The following is a 20,856-nucleotide window of genomic DNA, read 5'->3' on the forward strand; positions in this document are numbered from 1 at the left end:
CCGTGGTGCCGTGCCGCCCGTGGCCTACTTGGCGCGGTCGAAGTCGATCGCGCTGTAGGCGCGGAGCTTCGAGAGGCGGTGGGTCGAGTCGATCTGCCGGATCGTGCCCGACTTCGAGCGCATGACCAGCGAGGAGGTCGTCGCGGTCTCCGAGCGGTAGTGGACGCCGCGCAGCAGCTCGCCGTCGGTGATGCCGGTGGCGACGAAGAACACGTTGTCGCCGGAGACCAGGTCGTCCGTGAACAGGACGCGGTCCAGGTCGTGGCCGGCGTCGATCGCCTTCTGGCGCTCGGCCTCGTCCTTGGGCCACAGCTTGCCCTGGATGGTGCCGCCCATGCACTTGATGGCGCAGGCCGAGATGATGCCCTCGGGGGTGCCGCCGATGCCGAGCAGCAGGTCGATGCCGCTGTCCTCCGTGACGGCCAGGACCGAGCCGGCGACGTCGCCGTCGGAGATGAACTTGATGCGCGCGCCGGTCTCGCGGATCTCCTTGACGATGCCCTCGTGGCGGGGGCGGTCGAGGATGATCACGGTGACGTCCTCCACGGCCATGTTCTTGGCCTTGGCGACGCGGCGGATGTTGACGGAGACCGGGGCGTTGATGTCGACGAAGTCGGCGGCCTCGGGACCGGTGACCAGCTTCTCCATGTAGAACACCGCGGACGGGTCGAACATGGTGCCGCGGTCGGCGGCGGCCAGGACGGCGATGGCGTTCGGCATGCCCTTGGCGTTCAGGGTGGTGCCGTCGATGGGGTCCACGGCGATGTCGACCTCGGCACCGGTGCCGTCGCCGACCCGCTCGCCGTTGAAGAGCATCGGGGCTTCGTCCTTCTCGCCCTCGCCGATGACGACGACGCCGTTCATCGAGACGGTGGAGATCAGGGTGCGCATCGCGTTGACGGCGGCGCCGTCGGCGCCGAGCTTGTCACCGCGTCCGACCCAGCGGCCCGCGGCCATGGCGGCGGCCTCGGTGACCCGTACGAGTTCCAGGGCGAGGTTGCGGTCGGGTGCCTCCGGAGAGACTTCGAGCTGGGGCGGCAGGTTGTGCTCGGTCATCGGAGCGCACCTTTCTGTACGGCGACGGCCGGGAGTGAGGGTCCCTGGACTCTATCGGTACGTCGACATATTGAGCAGACCGGGTCACGTATGAGCGCCATATCGGTCAGCTGATTGTCCTGAGCGGACATCTTGCGCCGCCCGTGGCGCGCCTTTCGGACCCCGGCGGTGATCGCCCGGGGGCATGCGGGACGATGGTGTCGTGGCAGGTATGAAAGGCAAGCAGACGGTCGTGGACATGGTCCGGTCGCTGGCGGTGATCGGGCTCGTGGTCGGGGGGATCTATTTGGTCATCCCACATGACGAGAAGGCCGATCCGACGCGGGTGGTCGACTACCGCGTCGAAACGCTCACGGCCCGGCGCGCGGCCCCGTACCCCGTGGCGGTCCCCGCCGGGCTGTCGCCGGAGTGGCGGGCGACCTCGGTGGCGTACGTGCGCAAGGAGGCCAGCGCCTGGCACCTGGGCTTCCTGAACCCGGAGCAGCAGTACGTGGCGGTGGAGCAGTCCGCGGACACCACGGAGAAGTACGTCGAGAAGGTCACCAAGCAGGCGAAGGCCACCGGGGAGACCCAGCAGGTCGGCGACCAGGTCTGGGAGCGCTGGGACGGCGAGAAGTACGACGCCCTCGTGCGGCAGGAGCAGGGCTACGTCACGGTGGTGACCGGGACGGCCTCCTTCGAGCAGCTCGGGGCGATGGCCGCGGCGCTGGAGTTCAAGCAGGGCGCTTAGGGCGCGGCAGGACGCGAAGAGGCCGCGCTCCCCGGATTCCGGGGAGCGCGGCCTCTTCGTTCACTGCCTGCGGGGCGGGGCTCAGACGGTCGTGATGACCTGGTCGAACTCCAGGCGCGGGGAGCGCGCGAACCAGGCGTCCTCGCCGGGCTTGCCGATGTTGACGACCATCAGCGGGGTGTGGTCGCCGTCCAGGAACTCCTTCTGGAGGCCTGCGAAGTCCAGACCGGTCATCGGGCCGGCGGCCAGGCCGGCGGCGCGGACGCCGATGATGAAGTACGCGGCCTGCAGCGCGGAGTTGACCAGCGCGGACTGCTCGCGGACCGGGCGCTCGGCGAAGAAGGCGTCCTTGGCCTGCGGGAAGTGCGGGAGGAGCTGCGGGAGCTCCTCGTGGAACTCGTTGTCCGCGGACAGGATCGCGACCAGCGGGGCGGCGGCGGTCTTGGCCCGGTTGCCCTCGGCCATGTGCTTGACGAGGCGCTCGCGGGCCTCGGGGGAGCGGACCAGGGTGATGCGCAGCGGCGTCTGGTTGAAGGCGGTCGGACCGAACTTCACCAGGTCGTAGATCGCCTGGACCTGCTCCTCGGTCACCGGCTCGTCGGAGAACGTGTTGGCGGTGCGGGCCTCGCGGAAGAGGAGGTCCTGAGCGGCGGCGTCGAGAACGAGAGACATCGGAAGCCTTACTTCTGTACGGGACTGCTGAAGCGATACCGAGAGATTACGACGGATATAGATGAAAATTCAACTAAATCCGCCTCCCGGTGAGCGGGATCACTCCCCCTCACTCCCCGCCGTCCCCCTCCGCCGCCTCGCGCGCCGCCAGCGCCGAGTCCAGCCGGGCACGCGCCCCCTCCAGCCAGCGGCGGCACACCTTCGCGAGCTCCTCGCCGCGCTCCCAGAGCGCGAGGGAATCCTCCAGTGAGGTGCCGCCGGCCTCCAGCTTGCGGACGACCTCGATCAGCTCGTCCCGGGCCTGCTCGTACCCCAGCGCCGCATCGGACTCGGCCATTCCCGCTCCCACCTCAATTCGTGTAGTACATCGAAATTTGCTGCGGCAGCGCGAAGTGAGCCGCCCGTGAACGACCCGCTACGAGGGATCCCCGGTGACCCGCACCGCGAACTCCCCCTCCGCCACCCGCGCCCGCAGCATGTCGCCCGCCGCCACGTCCCCGGGCGAGCGCACCACGTGCCCGTCGGCCCGCTGGAGCACCGCGTACCCGCGCTCCAGCGTGGCCGCCGGGGACAGCGCCACCACGCGGGCGAGCGTGTGCGCCAGCTCCGAATCGGCCCGGTCCAGCAGGTGCCCCAGGGTCCGGCGGCCGCGCGCCAGCAGCGCGTCCACCTCCGCCTCCCGGGTCTCCACCATCCGCTGGGGGTGGACGAAGACCGGCCGCGCGAGCGCGTGGGCGAGCCCCCGCTCCTCCCGGTCCAGCAGCCCGCGCACGGCGCGCAGCCCCCGGCCCTGGAGCTGGAGCACCCGCTCCAGCTCCTCGCCGACGTCCGGGACCACCTTCTTCGCCGCGTCCGTGGGCGTGGACGCCCGCAGGTCCGCGACCAGGTCCAGCAGCGGGGAGTCCGGCTCGTGCCCGATCGCCGAGACCACGGGGGTACGGGCCCCCGCGACGGTCCGTACGACCTCCTCGTCGGAGAAGGGCAGCAGGTCCTCCACGCTGCCGCCGCCGCGGGCCACGATGATCACGTCCACCTCGGGCATGGAGTCCAGCTCCTTGACCGCCTGGATCACTTGGGGCACCGCGTTCACCCCCTGGACGGCGACGTTGCGCACCTCGAAGCGGACCGCCGGCCACCTGCGCCGGGCGTTCTCCAGGACGTCGCGCTCGGCCGCCGAGGCCCGCCCCACCACCAGCCCGATCAGCTGCGGCAGGAACGGCAGCGGCTTCTTGCGGTCCAGCGCGAAGAGCCCCTCGGACGCGAGGGAGCGCTTGAGCCGCTCCAGCCGGGCGAGGAGCTCCCCGATGCCGACGGGCCGTATCTCGGTGGCCCGCAGGGACAGCTGACCGCGCGGGGCGTACCACTCCGGCTTGGCGAGCACGACGACGCGCGCGCCCTCCGTCACGGAGTCCGCGACCTCGTCGAAGACCTGCCGGAAGCAGGTCACGCTCAAGGAGATGTCGTGCGACGGATCGCGCAGCGTCAGGAAGACCACCCCCGCCCCCGGCCGCCGCGAGAGCTGCGTGATCTGCCCTTCCACCCACACCTGACCGAGCTTGTCGATCCAGCCCCCGATGAGCCGGGACACCTGACCGACCGGCAGCGGCGCGTCAGCCGACGTATTCAGACCCATGCACGCAGGCTAACCGCCCGCGCCGACACCGGCGTCGGGCCGGGAGCCTTCGTCCCGCGCGCGTCGCCCGCGCTGGGCCACCAGGACGCCCAGGCCCACCAGCAGCCACACCGCCCCCACCAGTTGCGCCGTCCACGAGGCCTCGACGATCACCGCGAGGGTCACGGCGGCGCCGAGCGCCGGGATCACCAGGTGCTTGAACCAGTTCGGAGCCCCCTCCCGCCGCTTGACCACGAACCAGCCGACCACCGAGGCGTGCAGCAGCGTGAACGCCACCAGCGCCCCGACGTCGACCACCGAGACCAGGTGGTCCAGGCCGTCGTCGCGCCGGGCCGCCCACACGGCCGCGATCAGCGTGACCGTCGCCGCCACCAGCAGGGCCGGGCGCGGAGTCCCGTGGGAGGTGTGGGCGAGCGCGCGGGGCAGCCGCCGCTCGCGGGCCATCGCGAAGAGCAGCCGGCCGGCCGCGGCCTGCCCGGCCAGCGCCGCGAAGGCCGCCCCGACGGCCTTGCTGATGGCGACCAGGTCGTGCAGCCACATCCCTACGGAGGCCTCGACCGTCGTGTAGAAGGCCGAGCCCTGCTTCCCCGGATCGGCGGCCAGCTCCGCCGCCGAGAGCGGGCTCAGGAGCGCCGCCAGATAGGTCTGGGCGATGAACAGCACCCCGGCCAGCGCCAGGCAGAACAGCACGGCCCGCGCCACCTTCGCGCTGCCCCCCGTCACTTCCTCGGCGAAGGAGGCGATGGCGTCGAAGCCCAGGTAGGACAGGACCGCGACCGAGACCGCGCCGAGCACGGCGGCCGTGGAGAACCCGCCGAGCGAGCCGTCGCCGGTGAAGGGGGAGAGCCAGGCCCGGTGCTCCGCGCCCCGGGCCAGTACGGTCACCGCCGAGACCAGGAACACCAGCAGGACCGCGATCTCCATGGCCAGCACGGCGAAGCCCACGCGCGCGGCGGCCCGTACGCCCCACAGGTTGAGCAGGGTGGTCACGACCACCGCCAGGGCCGTCCACACCCACCGGGACACCTCCGGGACCAGGGCGTTCATGGCGATGCCGGAGAAGAGGTACGCGACCGCCGGGATCAGCAGGTAGTCGAGCATCGCCATCCAGCCGGCGATCAGCCCGGGACCCTCGCCGAGGCCCTTGCGGGCGTACGTGAAGACGGAGCCGGCCTGCGGGGCCACGCGCACCATCTGCGCGTAGGAGAAGGCCGTGAAGGCCATCGCCACCGTCGCGACGAGGTAGACGAGGGCGACGGCGCCGTGCGACTTGGCGTCGAGGGTGCCGAAGACGCCGACCGGGGCCATGGGGGCGATGAAGAGCAGCCCGTAGACCACCAGGTCCCGGAAGCCCAGACTGCGGCGCAGCGAGGTGCCGGGGGCGGCGGGCGGGCCGCCCGGCGGGCTGGACGGACCGGGCGGCGTACTGGGATCCGTCGCGGACGCCATCTTTCCTCCGGGGGTGGGGCCGGTGCGGATGTTCGACCCAGTTTGTGCCGAACGGGGTACCCCCGCCCTGCTGGACACCCCCGTACGATGGAGCCCATGACTGCTGACGCCCCCGCTCCCGCATCCCGCCGCGTTCTCCTCGCCGCCCCGCGCGGCTACTGCGCGGGCGTGGACCGAGCCGTGATCGCCGTCGAGAAGGCTCTCGAACAGTACGGCGCGCCCGTCTACGTGCGGCACGAGATCGTGCACAACAAGTACGTCGTGAAGACCCTGGAGAACAAGGGAGCGATCTTCGTCGAGCGGACGGAGGAGGTCCCCGAGGGCTCCATCGTGATGTTCTCCGCGCACGGCGTGGCCCCCGTGGTGCACGAGGAGGCGGCGCGCGGCAAGCTCGCGACGATCGACGCCACCTGTCCGCTGGTCACCAAGGTCCACAAGGAAGCGATCCGCTACGCGAACGAGGACTTCGACATCCTCCTCATCGGCCACGAGGGCCACGAGGAGGTCATCGGAACCTCCGGCGAGGCGCCGGACCACATCACCATCGTGGACGGCCCGCACGACGTGGAGAAGGTCACCGTCCGCGACGAGTCGAAGGTCGTCTGGCTGTCGCAGACCACCCTCTCCGTCGACGAGACGATGGAGACGGTCGACGCCCTGAAGACCAAGTTCCCGCTGCTCGTCTCGCCGCCGAGCGACGACATCTGCTACGCCACCTCGAACCGCCAGGAGGCGGTCAAGGTGATGGGCAAGGACTGCGACCTGGTCATCGTCGTCGGCTCCAAGAACTCCTCGAACTCGATCCGCCTCGTCGAGGTCGCCCTCGACGCGGGCGCCAAGGCCTCGTACCTCGTGGACTTCGCGAGCGAGATCGACGAGGCCTGGCTGGAGGACGTCACCACCGTCGGTCTGACCTCGGGCGCCTCGGTGCCGGAGGTGCTGGTCGACGAGGTGCTGGAGTGGCTGGCCGCGCGCGGGTACGCGGACGTGGAGATCGTCAAGACGGCCGAGGAGTCGATCGTCTTCTCCCTGCCCAAGGAACTGCGCCGCGACCTGCGCGCGGAGGCGGCGGAGCTCGTGGCGGCGCCGGGCGCGGGTTCGGGTGCGGCTTCGGGCGCGGGTTCGGGCGTACAGAAGTAGGCATCTCCCCGGCAGGGCGCTCGGGCGGGTCTTTTCGTACGGTGGGGTCCATGGAGATCTTCGGCGTGGACATCGGCGGTTCCGGGATCAAGGGCGCTCCCGTGGACCTGAACCGTGGCGACCTGGCGCAGGAGCGCCACAAGGTGCTGACACCGCAGCCGGCCACCCCCGACGGGGTGGCCGGCCGCGTCGTCGAGGTGGTGCGCCACTTCGACTGGGACGGCCCGGTGGGGGTGACCTTCCCCGGGGTGGTGACGGGCGGGGTGACCCGGTCGGCGGCCAACATGGACAAGGCCTGGGTCGGTGTGGACACGGCGGCGCTGCTCTCCTCGCGCCTCCAGGGCCGCCCGGTGACGGTCCTGAACGACGCGGACGCTGCCGGGGTCGCGGAGATGGCCTACGGGGCGGGGCGCGGGGTGGACGGCACCGTCATCCTGCTCACGCTGGGCACCGGGATCGGCAGCGCGCTCTTCACGGGCGGGCGGCTGGTGCCCAACACGGAGCTGGGCCACCTGGAGCTGAAGGGCCACGACGCGGAGACGCGGGCCTCGGTGAAGGCGAAGGACGACGGGGACCTGACCTGGGAGCGCTGGGCGCACCGGGTGGGGAAGTACCTGGCGCACGTGGAGATGCTGTTCTCCCCGGACCTCTTCATCATCGGCGGGGGCGTGAGCCGCAAGCCGGAGAAGTTCCTGCCGCTGATCGAGGGCGTACGGGCCCGGATCGTGCCGGCGGAGCTGCAGAACAACGCGGGCATCGTGGGCGCGGCGATGGCGGCGCACGCGGCGTCGAAGTAGCCGCCGGCCCCGGCCCCGCCGACGCCCGCCCCGCCGCCGCCGGTCCCGCCGGGATCAGGCGACGCGGCGGGGCATCCGTCGGCGGCCGATGAGCACGGCCTTGCGCACCACCGTGATCAGTGCGGCCACGAGCGTGCCGGCGTAGAGCCAGCCGGCGTGCAGGGACAGCGCGGACACCAGCCCCATCACCTCGCCGGCGAAGCCGCCGGAGCCGCCCGACACGGGCCACACCCCGGCGGCGAAGGCGATCGGGGCGGTGATCGGCGCGGTGATCAGGTCGGCGGGCCGCACCCACAGGGCGGTGGCGGCAGCGACGGGCAGGAAGAACAGCCCGTAGAGGAACAGCGAGGCGTCGAACAGCAGCCAGTCGAGGCCGCCGATCAGGAACATCGCGGCGCAGGCGAAGAGCCCGCCGCCGAGCCCGGTCAGCCGGGGCCGCGGCAGCCGGCGCACCGGTACGGGCGCTCGCTGGGGGGACCGCTCGGCAGACCGCTCCGCCGGGTGACGTACCGTACGCGCCTTGTATCGCTCCACCCCTCAAAACTAGGCGGGGAGGCCGCCGATCGCGTGCCCGGACACGCGTACATCCGAGGCGCCCTCAACGGAAAGTAAACTGTCCGGTGGCCCACTCCGGGCCGCCGCCCCCTCCAGCTACGGGAAGTCGCCAACGTGTCGCTCACGATCGGAATCGTCGGCCTGCCGAATGTCGGCAAGTCGACCCTGTTCAACGCCCTGACCAAGAACGACGTGCTGGCGGCCAACTACCCGTTCGCCACGATCGAGCCGAACGTCGGCGTCGTCGGCGTTCCGGACGCGCGCCTCGGCGTCCTGGCCGGCATCTTCGGTTCGCAGAAGCTCCTCCCGGCGACGGTCGACTTCGTCGACATCGCGGGCATCGTGCGCGGTGCGTCGGAGGGCGAGGGCCTCGGCAACAAGTTCCTCGCGAACATCCGCGAGTCGGACGCGATCTGCCAGGTCATCCGCGCCTTCAAGGACGAGAACGTCGTCCACGTCGACGGCAAGGTCTCGCCGAAGGACGACATCGAGACCATCAACACCGAGCTGATCCTCGCGGACCTCCAGTCCATCGAGAAGGCGGTGCCGCGCCTGACGAAGGAGTCCCGCCTCCAGAAGGAGAAGGTCGCGGTCCTGGCGGCCGTCGAGAAGGCCACGAAGATCCTCGAAGCGGGCGACACCCTCTTCTCGCACGGCATCACGAAGGGCACGGAGCAGGGCGACCTCCTCCACGAGCTGCACCTCCTCACGGTCAAGCCGTTCCTCTACGTCTTCAACGTGGACGAGGACGAGCTGACGGACGACGCCTTCAAGGCCGAGCAGAGCGCGCTGGTGGCCCCGGCCGAGGCGATCTTCCTCAACGCCAAGCTGGAAGCCGAGCTGATCGAGCTGGAAGACGACGAGGCCCTCGAACTCCTCCAGTCGGTCGGCCAGGAAGAGCCCGGCATGGCCACCCTCGGCCGCGTCGGCTTCGCCACGCTGGGCCTGCAGACCTACCTGACGGCCGGCCCGAAGGAAACCCGCGCCTGGACCATCAGGAAGGGCGCCACCGCCCCCGAGGCCGCCGGCGTGATCCACACGGACTTCCAGCGCGGCTTCATCAAGGCGGAGATCATCTCCTTCGCGGACCTGGTCGAGTGCGGCTCGGTCGCCGAGGCCCGCTCCAAGGGCAAGGCCCGCATGGAGGGCAAGGACTACGTCATGCAGGACGGCGACGTCGTCGAGTTCCGCTTCAACGTCTGAGCGGATCGATACTGTGCGCTAGGTGATTCGTCAAGCGCGCAGGGCAGAAGGGGTCGACCTCCGAGGAGGTCGACCCCTTCGTCGTCACCGTGCTGGATGGGTGCTGGATGTTCTGACGTTGAATCAGTTGGCGTCAGGTGTCGTAAACGGTGGAGCGGTGTCCGACGTGCACGACCCAGACCACCAGTTCTCCGTTGTCGATCGTGTAGACGACGCGGTGGTCGCCGACTCGCAGCCGGCGACGCTCAGGCTGGGACACCAAAGCGGTGGTGTTGAAACCGAGGGGGTCGCTCTCCAGCTCGGTCAGCTTGGCCAGGATGCGGAGTGCCGTGTCGCGGGGGATCTTGCGTAGCTCTGCCTGTGCTTCGGGTCGGAAGACGGTGCGGTACTCACTCACTGCGTGCCAGCGTCTCCCTCATGATGTCCTCGATCGGGATGCCGGGTGCCGGGTTGGCCATGCGCTCGTCGATGATCCGGTTGATCTCGCGCTCTTCCCATTCCTGGTACTTGCGCAGCACCTCGATGGACACCACGGCGGCGACTTCCTTGCCGCGGCGTGTGATGACCGTGGGTACGTCGTCGCGGTCCGCGCGCTCCACGACCTCGGCCAGGTGGGCGCGCACGTCGCGGATGGACTCTATGGGCAGCGGCTGCGTCATGAGCTCAAGGGTACCGAGTGTCCCATGTGTACACAATGCGCGCGGCGGAAACCGCGTTTCCGCAGGTGGGGGCTGTACTCAACGTTCCGCTTCAACGTCTGAGCGGATGAAGTAACACCACGTCGCTGATCTGGCAGACATGCAGGTCCTGACTTTTCAGCTGTTTCGGGGCGGTGTGAGCTTGTCGAGGTCCAGGCTGACCTCGAAGGGGACGGGGCGCTGGAGGGTACCCCGGAAGATCCCGGCGGGCGCGTAGGCGCCGGTGGGTTCGTCGAGCTCGTAGACGTGGACGACGGGTTCCCCGTCCTCGTCCTCGATGCACCAGTAGTGCGGGATGCCGGCCTCCGCGTACTTGCGGAGCTTTACTGTGCGATCGCGATGGGCGGACTCGGGGGAGACCGCCTCCACGACGAGCTTCACGTCCTCCGGGGCGTACCAGGTGCGGTCGGGGTCGTAGGGCAGGTCTGTCAGCAGGAGGTCCGGCTCGGGACGGTTGCGGGCATCCAGGCGGATCGTCATCTCGCGCTCGACCTCGAAGCCGGCCGGCGCCTGCGCCATGAGCGTGGTGGTCAGGGCGGTGACGAGGCGGCCATGCCAGGACCTCTGGGGCGACATCATGAAGACGAGGGCTCCGTCGATCAGCTCGGTGTGGCGGGGCGCCTCGGGGAGGCGGTCGAGGTCCTCCGCGAACCAGCCTTCCGCGCGCGGCGGGCGCATCCAGTCGGGCAGTGCGGTCATGGCTTCACGGTAGCGGCCCGAAGCTCGGGCTGGAGGGCCAACGATCTCGGCCGGATGATTTTCGTCAGCTTTCCGCGCCGTCAAGAGGGGGGCGCTGCCGGGTGGTCGCGGCGCCAGAAGGTGGGGAGCCACCAGCAGAGCACCGAGCGGTCGTCGGGCCAGGGGATGCGTTCCTCCGAGTCCCAGTCCTCGAAGGAGTCGCGCGTCGGGTCGATGGGGCGCCAGGCGGGGTCGAGGGGCTGGTCCGCGGAGGGCGGGCGGACGTACGGGCGGCCGTGCTGGTCGCAGGCGCCGAAGGTCCGGTAGTTGAGCTGGGCCTCGATCAGGGAGACCCGGTTCGCGCCGACGGAGGTGGCCGGCCAGCGGAACTGGATGCCGTCGTCCTCCCAGAAGCAGACGGGGCAGATCTCGTAGGAGCCGGGCATCTCGGCCAGCACGCGGTGGCCGCAGCAGGGGCAGGGGAGGGAGGGGTGGGAGTCGCTCACCCGGACAGTCTGGTCGCAGGTCCCGCCGGGGCACCACGGGATTCCCCGCCCCGGCGGCCCGCCCCCGTCCCCGCCGCCGTCAGCCGGATTTCAGGGCCGCCAGGAAGTCCAGCCTGGTTTCCAGGCGGGACAGGTCGCGGTGCGTGAGGTCTTCGATGCGGGCGATGCGCCGGCGCAGCGAGTTCACGTGGAGGTGGAGGCGGGCGGCGCAGGCGGTCCAGGAGGCGTCGCAGTCGAGGAAGGTCTCCAGGGTGTTCAGGAGGTCGGTCCGGTGGCGGCGGTCGTGATCGCGCAGGGGGCCCAGCAGGCGGGTGGCGAAGGCCCGGCGGGCTTCGGCCGGGATGAGGGGGAGCAGGGTCAGGATGTGCGAGGTGAGGTCCTCGGGGCCGCGGACCGTCACCCGGTCGGGGCTCGCACGGGCGATCCGCCGGGCGTTGTGGGCCTGCTCCAGGGCTCGGCGGGCGTTCCCCGGCTCGGCCACCGGGGAGCTGACGCCGATGGAGACGCCGTCCGCCGGGCCGAGCCAGCGGGCGAGTGCCGCGGAGAGCCTGCGATGGAGGGCGGCGTGGTCGAGGGCCGGGTCGGGGTGCGCCTCCGAGGGCTCGGGGACCAGCACCAGGAGTACGGCCCGGTCCCCGTCGACGGTGGCGGCGATGTCCTCCGTGGAGACCGGCACCGGGCCGTCCTCCTGGACCAGGGCCTCCTCCAGGAGGACGCGCAGGGCCGCGGCGGGGACGGGGCCGGTGCCGTGCCACTCGCCCGCGGCGACCACGAACTGGCAGCGCGGCCAGTAGCCGACTGCGCTGACCACGGCCTGCGCGGTGCTGCGCAGCCGGATGGGGATCTCCTCGGCCGGGACGCTGCTGTGCAGCAGGGCGAGGGACCGGTCGGCCAGGTCGTTGCGCGCCGTCTTGGCCTGCTCGTGGGCGGCGCGGGCGTCGGCGACCAGTTCGACGGTGCGGTCGAGGAGTTCGCGGTCGGGGGCCGGCCAGCGGGAGGTGTCGGCCTCGATGACGAGCAGCCAGTCGCCCAGTTCGGCGGCGTGCGGGGCCGGTCCGGGTCCGGGTGCGCGCAGGGGTGCGGGCGCGGGCGCGGGCACCGGCACGAGGGAGTAGGGGCGGGCGCCGACCGTGACGTGGTGGGGGCCGTCTCTCGCGCGCGGCGGGCGGCGAGGTAGCGGGCGGCCAGGGCCGCCGCCGTCTTGGCGCGCAGCGGCGGCCGGGCTCCGGCGATCTGGCGTCCGGTCGCGGACAGGACGCGCACGTCGAGGCCGAGGGTGTGCCGCAGCAGCTCCAGTACGGAGTCGGGGGCGGCCCGGTCGGTGAGGAGCCGCCGGTGGCGTTCGACCAGGGCGGCGAGGCCGGCGAGCTCGCCGGGGTCCCGGCGGTGCAATCGGCGCAGGACGTGCTCGGTGATCGCGGCGAACGAGGTCTCCGGCCGTACGGCGATCAGCGGGAGCCCGTGCCGCCGGCAGGCGCGCACGAGGTCGTGCGGGACGAGTCCGTGCTCCACCTCGCCGGCCGCGAGGGCCGTGACGCCCGCCCGGCGCAGGACGCGTACGAACGACTCGGCGTCCCCGTCCCCCTTCCACCAGGCGAGTCCGGTGAGGACGAGCTCGCCGCCGGTGAGGAAGCGGCCGGGGTCGGCCAGGTCGTTGGTCGCGACGGCGGTGACGACTCGGTCGAGCAGGGCGCCGTCGCCGGGCGGGGTGCCCGTGTCGTCGTTGGCATGGCCCACGAGGAGGAGCAGTCCGAGCTCGGTGGCGTCCAGGAGTTCACGTAGCCGCATGATCGCTACCTTCGCACGGAGCGCGGTGTGCGGGAGGGGGAACGACGCAGCTCAGCGAGGTGCGGATGGACGAAAGCACGCTCGTCCACAGCCGTCGGAGAAGCCGGTTCTGAGCGATCGGTGACTGCCCCGCCCCGTGCGGCGCGCGGTCTACTTCTGCGCATGCGGCCGACGACGACTTCTGGCCGCATGCGACTGAGGAGAGCCGCTCATGGAATTTCTTCGCCCCGATCGACGACGTGCGCGGTACCGCGAGCCACCGCGGGCACGCCGTGGGCGTCATGGCCCGCCGCGCGCTCGGCCGGACCTGGGAGTCGTACCGCCGCGGGACGATCCGCGGCGCGGAAGGAGTGGCGTGAGCATGCGCGTGACCTCACGGTCAACGGCCGTCCGAGAGAAGCGGATGACGCCCGGGCGAGGGAGTCCCTCCGCCGCTACCTGCTGCGCGAGCGGCTGGGTCTGCCCGGCTCCACGAACGCCTGTGAGCAGGGCGAATGCGCTTCCCGCACCGTCCGCCCCGCCGATGTGCCGGTCTGTTCCTGCCTCGTCGCGGCCGGTCAGGTGGAGGGCCGGGACGTGGTGACGGTCGAGGGGCCGGCCGCCTGCGCCGAGCAGCGTGCCGCGCACGGGGGTCGCGGCACGGGCACGGGCACGGTCGAGCGGGTCGGCGAGCCGTCCGATGCGGACATCCGCGAGGCCCTGTCCGGCAATCTCTGCCGCTGCACGGGTTACGAGAAGATCCTGGACGCGGTGCGCCTGGCCGCCGCCCGCCGGGAACACCGAGAAGAGGCGGTCTGATCATGGCTGGCACCACCACCGGCATCCCCACCGAGGTCACCCGGGGCACCCAGGGCGCCCGCACCAAGGGCGGCATCGGCGAGTCCACGCTGCGCCCCGACGGCACCCTGAAGGTGACCGGCGAGTTCGCGTACTCCTCGGACATGTGGCACGAGGACATGCTGTGGGGCCAGACCCTGCGGTCCACGGTCGCGCACGCCGAAATCCTGTCCATCGACGTCTCCGAGGCCCTGACCCTGCCCGGCGTCCACGCGGTCATGACCTACGAGGACCTGCCGGCCCCGATGAAGTACTACGGCATGGAGTTCCAGGACACTCCGGTCCTGGCGCACGGCAAGGTCCGCCACCACGGCGAGCCGGTCGCCCTGGTGGCCGCCGACCATCCGGAGACCGCCCGCCGAGCGGCCGCGAAGATCAAGATCGAGTACCGGGAGCTGCCCCTCGTCACCGACGAGGCCTCCGCCCTCGCCGAAGGCGCGCCGCTGATCCACGAGAACCGCGACGACCACCACTCCGGCCACGTCCCGCACCCGAACATCGTGCACCGCCAGCCCATCGTGCGCGGGGACGCGGCGGCCGCCCGTGAGCGCGCCGACGTCGTCGTCACCGGCGCGTACACCTTCGGCATGCAGGAACAGGCCTTCCTCGGGCCCGAGTCCGGACTCGCGGTGCCCTGCGAGGACGGGGGAGTCGACCTGTACGTGGCCACCCAGTGGCTGCACTCGGACCTCAAGCAGATCGCCCCGGTCCTCGGCCTGCCCGAGGAGAAGGTCCGCATGACGATGGCCGGCGTCGGCGGCGCCTTCGGCGGCCGCGAGGACATCTCGATGCAGATCCTCGCCTCCGTGCTCGCGCTGCGCACGGACAAGCCGGTGAAGATGGTCTACAACCGCTTCGAGTCCTTCTTCGGGCACGTGCACCGCCACCCGGCGAAGCTGTACTACGAGCACGGCGCCACCCGGGACGGCAAGCTCACGCACATGACGTGCAAGATCGTCCTCGACGGCGGGGCCTACGCCTCGTCCACGGCCTCGGTCGTCGGGAACGCGGCCTCCCTCTCGGTCGGCCCGTACGTCATCGACGACGTGGACATCGAGGCGGTCGGCCTCTACACGAACAACCCGCCGTGCGGCGCGATGCGCGGATTCGGCGCCGTCCAGGCCTGCTTCGCCTACGAGGCCCAGATGGACAAGCTCGCGGCGAAGCTGGGCATGGACCCGGTGGAGTTCCGCCGGCTCAACGCCATGGAGCAGGGCACGGTCATGCCCACCGGCCAGGTCGTGGAGGGTCCGGCTCCGGTCGCCGAGCTGCTGCGCCGGGTCCTTCACGGACTACCTGCTCCCGGCCATCCTCGACACGCCGACGCTCCCGGTCGACTACCTCGAACTGGGCGACCCGCACTCGCCGTACGGGGTGCGGGGCATCGGCGAGGCCCCGACCCTGTCGTCCACCCCGGCCGTCATCGCGGCGATCCGCGACGCGACCGGGCTCGAGCTGAACAGGACGCCGGTGCGCCCCGAGCACCTCACCGGGTCCTGACCGGTCGCTCGTCATCGCCAGCGCCGCGACCGTCGCGGTCAGCCTGATGCTGCCGAGGCCAACCCGGCCGCGATGCGGGGCGCTTCACCCGACCGCGCCCTGCGCCGCCCCGTCCGGCGGCGCAGGGCGCGGGCCGCCGGCAGCAGGGTGCAGAGCGCCGAGAGCGCGGCGCACGCTCCGGCGACCGCACCCATCGGGAGCCAGGGGACGACCACGGGCGAGTCGACTCCGAGGACCGCGAGGGCGGCGCGCATGCCCGCCAGGTTGACCGCGGTGACCGCCGTCCCCAGGAGGGCTCCGACCGCGGCCGCGAGCAGGGATTCGGCCGTCGTCACCGCGAGGACCTGGCCGCGGGTGGCCCCGGCCAGCCGGAGCAGGCGCAGATCCCCGGCCCGGTCGGAGGTGGCCATCAGCAGGGTGTTGGCCAGCGCGATCGCCGTGTAGACCAGGGCGATGCCGAGGACCAGGACGTAGCCGAGCACCGTGAAGCGGTTCGTCCGCGGGTGCGTCGCCGTCAGCCACTCCTCCGTGGTGTGGGCCGTGGCCCCGTACCGGGCCGCCGCCTCGCGGACCGCGGGCGCCGCGGCGGCGGGGGCCCTGACCTCGATGCGCGAGACCTTCGCGCCGGGCGCGTTGCGCGGGGTGACGTAGGCCCCGTTGTCGCCGGTGCCCGTCCGCATCACGGCCACGATCCGCAGCCGGGCGGCGGTGCCGTCCGCCAGCCACAGCGGTACCGAATCACCGACCCGGTGCTGCCACCACTCCTCCGTGACGATGATGCCGCCGTCGTCCAGGTCGGCGACCGAACCCGCCACCACCGGCAGCCGGGCGACCTCCGCCAGCGCCGCCGGGTCGACCGCCGAGGCCTCCGTCGGCACCTTCACGAACCCCTCCTCCAGCACCGTCAGCCTGGTGTCGGCCACCGCGAGGGCGTTCTTCGCCGGGACGCCGGCGATCCCCGCGGACTCCGGCAGCCGCCCCCCGGTCAGTACGTAGTCCGCGCCGGTCCGGGCACGGGCCTCCACCGCCTTCGCCTCCTTCATGGTCGAGGCGGAGCCCAGCAGCGATCCGGTCAGCGCGACCATCACCAGCACCGGCGCCGCCACCGCGGCCGTCCGGCGGACCCCGGCGCCGGCGTTCGCCCGCACCAGCCGGCCCGCGTAGGAGGTCAGCCGGACCGGCACCCACATCAGCAGCCGTACGACGGGCCGTACGAGCACCGGGGCCAGCAGGCCGCACGCGGAGATCAGCAGCATCGGCTGCAAGGTGTACGTCTTGCGCTTGAGCAGCGAGCCCGGGTCCGAGCCGAGCCGCCACCCCACGAAGGCGACCGCGCACAGCAGCAGCCCGCCCCCGGCCACCCAGCGCCCGGGAGTCATGGGCCGCTCGTCCGTCACGGCCTCGCGCAGCGCCTCCAGCGGACCGACCCGGCCGGCCCGCCGGGACGCGGCGTACGCACCCGAGAGCGCGACCAGCAGTCCCGTCCAGAACGCCGTGTGCAGCGGCCAGGTCTGGTCCCCGATCGCGTACCCGGCGGGCGCCAGCCCCTGCGCCACGGTCCAGCGGGCCATCAGCGGGGCACCCTCCCGGCCCAGGACGAGCCCGGCAGCGGACCCGGCCAGCCCGACCGCCGCCGCCTCCGTCATCACCAGCCGCCGCAACTGCCCCGGCGTCGACCCGGCCAGCCGCAGCAGCCCCAGCTCCCGGCGGCGCGCGGCCACGGCGTACGAGAAGGTCGACGCCACCACGAAGGCCGCCACGAACGAGCTCACCCCGCCCGCGGTGCCCAGCATCGAGTTGAGGCCCCCCACCTCGGCCCCCGCCGGCAGCCCCGCCGACGCGGCCAGCCCCAGCCCCATGACGGTCATCAGCGCGACCCCCAGGGCCACCGCCGTGAACGTTCCCACCTGTGTCATCCACCGCCGCCGCAGCGACCTCAACGCGATCTTCAGCATGGACCCCAGCCAACCGGCCGCGCGGCCCCCGGTCAGCGGGGCAGGGGCGAGTCCCGGAGGTAGGGCCAGCCCTACCGCACCGCCCGCGCCCGCCGCCTACCGTGAACCCATGCCGCCTTCCCCCTTCGGCCCGGAACCCGGCCGGTACCTGCGCTCCGCCCGGCCCTGGCGCGCCGCCGGATACCTGCTCGGCGGCGGCGTCACCGGAGCCCTCGCCTTCGTCGTGCTGGTGCTGCTCGCCGTCTGCGGGACGGTGCTCGCCGTCGTTCTGGTGGGGCTCCCGCTGCTCGCCGCGCTCGCGCTGTCCGGCGTACCGTTCGCGGCCGTGGAGCGCCGTCGGCTGCGGCTGCTCGACCCCGGCTCCGCGCCCCTGCCCGACCCGCACCGCGATCCGGACCGTACGGGGCTCGCGGCGTGGGCCGGCACCCGCTTCCGAGAGCAGGCCACCTGGCGGGAACTGGGCTTCGCGGTGCTCGCCGCCACCTTCCTGTGGCCGCTGGAACTGGTCGCCGTCGGCACCGCGCTCTTGGTCCCGGCCGACCTCCTCGCCACCCCGGTCCTGCTCGCCCTCGACGGGGAACAGGCCAACCCCCTCAAGATCCACGGCATCACCGGCTACCCCGAGGCCCTGCTGTGCGCCGCCGTCGGCCTGCTGCTCCTCCCGCTCCTCCTCTACGCGCTCGGCGCGGTGGCGGCGGCCCGCGCGGCCCTGACCCGGCTGATGCTCGGCCCCGGCCGGGGCGACCTGGCCGTCAAGGTCACCGAGCTGACCAGCTCCAGGGCCCGGCTGGCGGCCGCCTTCGACGCCGAGCGCCGGCGCATCGAACGGGACCTGCACGACGGCGCGCAGCAGCGGCTCGTCGCGCTGTCCATGACGCTGGGCCTGGCGCGGCTCGACGCCCCGCCCGGCAGCCCGCTCGCCGCGCAACTGGCCGCCGCGCACGCCGAGGCCGGGCAGGCGCTGACCTCGCTGCGCGAGCTCGTCCACGGGATCCACCCGCAGGTGCTCAGCGACCGGGGCCTGCCCGACGCCGTCGCCGACATCGCCGACCGCTCGCCGATCCCGGTCGACACCGACTTCGACCTCCCCGGCCGGCTGCCCGAACAGGCCGAATCCGCCGGGTACTTCTTCGTCAGCGAGGCGCTGGCCAACGCCGCCAAGCACAGCGGGGCGGGCCGGATCACCGTCACCGGCCGGCACGACGGAACCCGCCTCACCGTGGAGGTCTCCGACGACGGCCGCGGCGGCGCGGACGCGGGGCGGGGGAGCGGACTCACGGGCCTCGCCGACCGGGTGTCCGTCGTGGACGGCAGACTGACCCTGACCAGTCCTCCCGGAGGCCCGACCCTGCTGCGTGTGGAGATCCCTTGCGTTCCGAAGGCACCGAAGACCCGCTGACCCCGGCGGACCACGCCGCTCCTGACGGACCGGCGGACCGTGCGGGAGCCGCCCGGCAGCCGCTGCGCGTGGTCCTCGCCGAGGACTCCGTGCTGCTCCGCGAGGGCCTCGTCGGCCTGCTCGCCCGCTTCGGCCACCGCACGGTGGCCGCCGTAGGCGACGCCGCGGCCCTCGAAGCCGCCGTCGCCGAGCACCGGCCCGACATCGTCGTCACCGACGTGCGGATGCCCCCGGACCACACCGACGAGGGACTCCGCGCGGCCGTGCGGCTGCGCGAGACCCGGCCGGACCTGCCCGTCCTGGTCCTGTCCCAGTACGTGCAGCGCTCGTACGCCGCCGAGCTGCTCGACTCCGGAGACGGGACGGCCGTCGGGTACCTGCTCAAGGACCGGGTCGGTCAGGTGGAGGAGTTCCTCGACGCGGTCGCGCGGGTGGCGGCCGGCGGGACCGTGGTCGATCCCGAGGTGGTGCGCCGGCTCATCAGCCGCCGCCGCGACCCCCTGGAGCGGCTGACGGCCCGCGAACGGGAGGTGCTCGCGCTGGTCGCCGAGGGGCACTCCAACGCCGAGGTGTGCCGCCGGCTCACCGTCTCCGAGGCGGCGGTCGGCAAGCACATCGGGAACATCCTGATGAAGCTCGACCTGCCCCCGGCGCAGGAATCCCACCGCCGGGTCCTCGCCGTCCTGGCCTACCTGCGGGGCTGACGGCGGAGCGGGCGCCGTTCAGGTTGCGGACGGCAGGGATTCGGATCATGTTTTTGCGTTGATTTGGAACTGTCCGGGGGATTCACACATCAGGACTAGGGGGATCCCCGTCCCTTCTGTCCCACCGGGGGGCAGTCATGACCGTTCGGAGCGAAGTTCGTGCACCAGGACCCGCAGCGCCCGCGGCCCGATGACCAGCCGTACCAGTCGAACCAGCCGTACCCGCCGTACCCGCCGCACCAGTCGAACCAGCCGTACCGACCCGCCGGCAACCCCGCGCACGGCGACGAGGCGTACCGCGACGAGCCGTACGTCCCCCCGCACATACCCGGGCCCCCCGCCGGCCCCGGTTCGTACGAGCCCCCGCGGCCGCCCCGCCGGGACCGCTCCCGCCGCGTGCTGTGGACCAGCGCGGCCGTGGCCCTCGTGCTCGTCCTCGGCGGCGGTGGCTTCGCCGCCTGGAAGCAGGAGTGGTTCTCCGGCAACGGCTCCGCGGTGAGCTTCGGCAAGACCCCGCCCGTCACCGCGGACGCGGCACAGGGGAGCCCGGGGCAGGCCCCCGCGAGCCCGCCCGCGCCGACCGGCGACCCGGACGTGCAGCCGGCGACCGGCCCGAGCTCCGAGTTCAAGCAGACCGCCAAGCTCGACGACGGCACGATCATCGCCAAGACCCGCATCAAGGGCGCCAAGTCCGGCTTCGAGGGCGACGTCTGGGTGTGGACGCCCAAGGAGTACGGCGACCCGAAGTACGCCAAGAGCGGCTTTCCGGTGCTCATCGCGCTCCCCGGCGGCAACGGCTTCCCGAACAACTACTGGGCCGACCGCAGCCTCGGCCTCCAGAAGGCCATCAGCGACGGCGTCCAGGCCGGCACCAGCCTGCCGTTCATCGTGATCATGCCGGTGCTCAACCCGGACGCGAAGTACTACTACGACGGCTCCGACATCCCCGGCCGGCCCAAGATGGGCACCTGGATCGCCGAGGACGTCCCGGACTTCACCCGCGCCAACTTCCGTACGTACAAGTCCCGCGACGGCTGGGCCTTCATGGGCTCCTCCTCCGGCGCCTTCGTCGGCATGAAGCAGGTCCTCCAGCACCCGGACAAGTTCAAGGCCGTGATCGCCAGCGGCGGCGAGATCGTCCCCGACTCCCCGCTCTGGAAGGGCCACCAGGCGGAGATGGACGCGAACAACCCCGAGAAGCTCGCCCAGAAGCTGATCGACACGGGCGGTCCCGAGGTCTACGTCAACTTCCAGATCGGGACCAAGGAGAGCGGCAAGGACCGCATGGCGCAGTTCCAGCAGAAGTACGCCAAGGGCCCGCTCAAGATGACCATCCGGGACATCCAGAACGGCGAGCACAACGGCTGGCACTACGTCCGCGGCATGAAGGAGGGCTCGCTGGAGTGGGTCAGCAAGGTGCTCAAGGGGCCGAAGCCCGAGACGGGCTGACCGCGATCGGACGCACCCGCCCGGGGGAGCGGCCGCCTCGCGCACCGCGGACGGCGCGCGCCCCCGGCGTGGTCCTCGCCACGTCCACCGCTCCCAGGCAACCCATC

At 72.2% G+C, this 20,856-nt stretch carries 19 protein-coding genes and 4 pseudogenes; 10 read left to right on the forward strand and 13 right to left on the reverse strand.

The window, feature by feature from the left end; all coding sequences use genetic code 11:
- Positions 1-24 precede the first annotated feature (24 nt).
- On the reverse strand, positions 25-1,056 hold the full coding sequence (gene glpX, locus AC6CKD_RS02755; RefSeq protein WP_243335787.1) for a class II fructose-bisphosphatase: 1,032 nt from the start codon (positions 1,054-1,056) through the stop codon (positions 25-27).
- Between the two features lie 211 nt (positions 1,057-1,267).
- Here glpX and AC6CKD_RS02760 point away from each other — a divergent pair, with 211 nt between their 5' ends.
- On the forward strand, positions 1,268-1,786 hold the full coding sequence (locus tag AC6CKD_RS02760; protein WP_498325415.1) for a DUF4245 domain-containing protein: 519 nt from the start codon (positions 1,268-1,270) through the stop codon (positions 1,784-1,786).
- An 81-nt stretch (positions 1,787-1,867) separates the two neighbouring features.
- On the opposite strand, the gene AC6CKD_RS02765 is transcribed toward AC6CKD_RS02760, so the two are convergent.
- The 4 genes from AC6CKD_RS02765 to AC6CKD_RS02780 all read right to left on the reverse strand — a co-directional run bounded on the left by AC6CKD_RS02765 (position 1,868) and on the right by AC6CKD_RS02780 (position 5,540).
- Positions 1,868-2,458 (reverse strand): malonic semialdehyde reductase, encoded by a 591-nt coding sequence (locus tag AC6CKD_RS02765; RefSeq protein ID WP_498324880.1) that lies wholly within the window; start codon positions 2,456-2,458, stop codon positions 1,868-1,870.
- Positions 2,459-2,567: 109 nt separating this feature from the next.
- A complete protein-coding gene (locus tag AC6CKD_RS02770; RefSeq protein WP_498324881.1) occupies positions 2,568-2,795 on the reverse strand; it encodes an exodeoxyribonuclease VII small subunit in 228 nt (75 codons plus the stop codon).
- 78 nt (positions 2,796-2,873) lie between these two features.
- Positions 2,874-4,091, reverse strand: coding sequence for an exodeoxyribonuclease VII large subunit (gene xseA / locus AC6CKD_RS02775; protein ID WP_498324883.1), 1,218 nt, complete (start codon positions 4,089-4,091; stop codon positions 2,874-2,876).
- 9 nt (positions 4,092-4,100) lie between these two features.
- Positions 4,101-5,540: an APC family permease gene (locus tag AC6CKD_RS02780; RefSeq protein ID WP_498324884.1), complete on the reverse strand. Its 1,440-nt coding sequence runs from the start codon at positions 5,538-5,540 to the stop codon at positions 4,101-4,103.
- 87 nt (positions 5,541-5,627) lie between these two features.
- On the opposite strand from AC6CKD_RS02780, the gene AC6CKD_RS02785 reads away from it, so the two are divergent.
- The gene (locus AC6CKD_RS02785) at positions 5,628-6,680 is read left to right on the forward strand and encodes a 4-hydroxy-3-methylbut-2-enyl diphosphate reductase (protein ID WP_498324886.1); all 1,053 of its coding nucleotides are present in this window, start codon (positions 5,628-5,630) and stop codon (positions 6,678-6,680) included.
- Positions 6,681-6,730: 50 nt separating this feature from the next.
- Positions 6,731-7,477: a polyphosphate--glucose phosphotransferase gene (gene ppgK, locus AC6CKD_RS02790; RefSeq protein ID WP_498324887.1), complete on the forward strand. Its 747-nt coding sequence runs from the start codon at positions 6,731-6,733 to the stop codon at positions 7,475-7,477.
- A 54-nt stretch (positions 7,478-7,531) separates the two neighbouring features.
- Here ppgK and AC6CKD_RS02795 read toward each other — a convergent pair whose 3' ends face one another.
- The gene (locus tag AC6CKD_RS02795; RefSeq protein WP_498324888.1) at positions 7,532-8,011 is read right to left on the reverse strand and encodes a DUF6542 domain-containing protein; all 480 of its coding nucleotides are present in this window, start codon (positions 8,009-8,011) and stop codon (positions 7,532-7,534) included.
- A gap of 135 nt (positions 8,012-8,146) precedes the next feature.
- Between AC6CKD_RS02795 and ychF the strand changes: the two genes are divergently transcribed.
- Positions 8,147-9,235: a redox-regulated ATPase YchF gene (gene ychF, locus AC6CKD_RS02800; RefSeq protein WP_498324889.1), complete on the forward strand. Its 1,089-nt coding sequence runs from the start codon at positions 8,147-8,149 to the stop codon at positions 9,233-9,235.
- Positions 9,236-9,368: 133 nt separating this feature from the next.
- Here ychF and AC6CKD_RS02805 read toward each other — a convergent pair whose 3' ends face one another.
- The 6 genes and pseudogenes from AC6CKD_RS02805 to AC6CKD_RS02830 form a co-directional block, all read right to left on the reverse strand.
- Positions 9,369-9,632, reverse strand: coding sequence for a type II toxin-antitoxin system RelE family toxin (locus tag AC6CKD_RS02805; protein WP_498324890.1), 264 nt, complete (start codon positions 9,630-9,632; stop codon positions 9,369-9,371).
- Positions 9,625-9,894, reverse strand: coding sequence for a type II toxin-antitoxin system Phd/YefM family antitoxin (locus AC6CKD_RS02810; RefSeq protein WP_007266282.1), 270 nt, complete (start codon positions 9,892-9,894; stop codon positions 9,625-9,627). The genes AC6CKD_RS02805 and AC6CKD_RS02810 overlap by 8 nt, the downstream gene beginning before the upstream one ends.
- Before the next feature lie 156 nt (positions 9,895-10,050).
- A complete protein-coding gene (locus AC6CKD_RS02815; protein ID WP_498324892.1) occupies positions 10,051-10,632 on the reverse strand; it encodes a Uma2 family endonuclease in 582 nt (193 codons plus the stop codon).
- 80 nt (positions 10,633-10,712) lie between these two features.
- Positions 10,713-11,117 carry a CPCC family cysteine-rich protein gene (locus AC6CKD_RS02820; RefSeq protein ID WP_498324893.1) on the reverse strand — a complete coding sequence of 135 codons (405 nt, stop codon included), beginning with the start codon at positions 11,115-11,117 and terminating at the stop codon, positions 10,713-10,715.
- A gap of 79 nt (positions 11,118-11,196) precedes the next feature.
- A complete protein-coding gene (locus AC6CKD_RS02825; RefSeq protein ID WP_498324894.1) occupies positions 11,197-12,216 on the reverse strand; it encodes a PucR family transcriptional regulator in 1,020 nt (339 codons plus the stop codon).
- 350 nt (positions 12,217-12,566) lie between these two features.
- Positions 12,567-12,905: pseudogene (locus AC6CKD_RS02830) on the reverse strand (PucR family transcriptional regulator ligand-binding domain-containing protein); the annotation flags it as partial.
- A 227-nt stretch (positions 12,906-13,132) separates the two neighbouring features.
- Here AC6CKD_RS02830 and AC6CKD_RS02835 point away from each other — a divergent pair.
- The 3 pseudogenes from AC6CKD_RS02835 to AC6CKD_RS02845 form a co-directional block, all read left to right on the forward strand.
- Positions 13,133-13,264: pseudogene (locus AC6CKD_RS02835) on the forward strand (FAD binding domain-containing protein); the annotation flags it as partial.
- 10 nt (positions 13,265-13,274) lie between these two features.
- Positions 13,275-13,703, forward strand: a pseudogene (locus AC6CKD_RS02840) ((2Fe-2S)-binding protein); the annotation flags it as partial.
- 2 nt (positions 13,704-13,705) lie between these two features.
- A pseudogene (locus AC6CKD_RS02845) lies at positions 13,706-15,124 on the forward strand (xanthine dehydrogenase family protein molybdopterin-binding subunit); the annotation flags it as partial.
- A 156-nt stretch (positions 15,125-15,280) separates the two neighbouring features.
- Here AC6CKD_RS02845 and AC6CKD_RS02850 read toward each other — a convergent pair.
- Entirely contained in the window at positions 15,281-17,149 is a 1,869-nt protein-coding gene (locus tag AC6CKD_RS02850; RefSeq protein WP_498324895.1) for an FtsX-like permease family protein, read from the reverse strand.
- 157 nt (positions 17,150-17,306) lie between these two features.
- Here AC6CKD_RS02850 and AC6CKD_RS02855 point away from each other — a divergent pair, with 157 nt between their 5' ends.
- From AC6CKD_RS02855 to AC6CKD_RS02865, 3 genes are all read left to right on the forward strand, one after another.
- Positions 17,307-18,596 carry a sensor histidine kinase gene (locus tag AC6CKD_RS02855; RefSeq protein WP_498324896.1) on the forward strand — a complete coding sequence of 430 codons (1,290 nt, stop codon included), beginning with the start codon at positions 17,307-17,309 and terminating at the stop codon, positions 18,594-18,596.
- A 62-nt stretch (positions 18,597-18,658) separates the two neighbouring features.
- Positions 18,659-19,300 (forward strand): response regulator, encoded by a 642-nt coding sequence (locus tag AC6CKD_RS02860; RefSeq protein ID WP_498325416.1) that lies wholly within the window; start codon positions 18,659-18,661, stop codon positions 19,298-19,300.
- A 324-nt stretch (positions 19,301-19,624) separates the two neighbouring features.
- Positions 19,625-20,749, forward strand: a complete 1,125-nt coding sequence (locus AC6CKD_RS02865; RefSeq protein ID WP_498325417.1) for an alpha/beta hydrolase — start codon at positions 19,625-19,627, stop codon at positions 20,747-20,749.
- The last annotated feature ends 107 nt before the right edge of the window (positions 20,750-20,856 follow it).

This window comes from Streptomyces sp. GQ60, assembly GCF_059758875.1.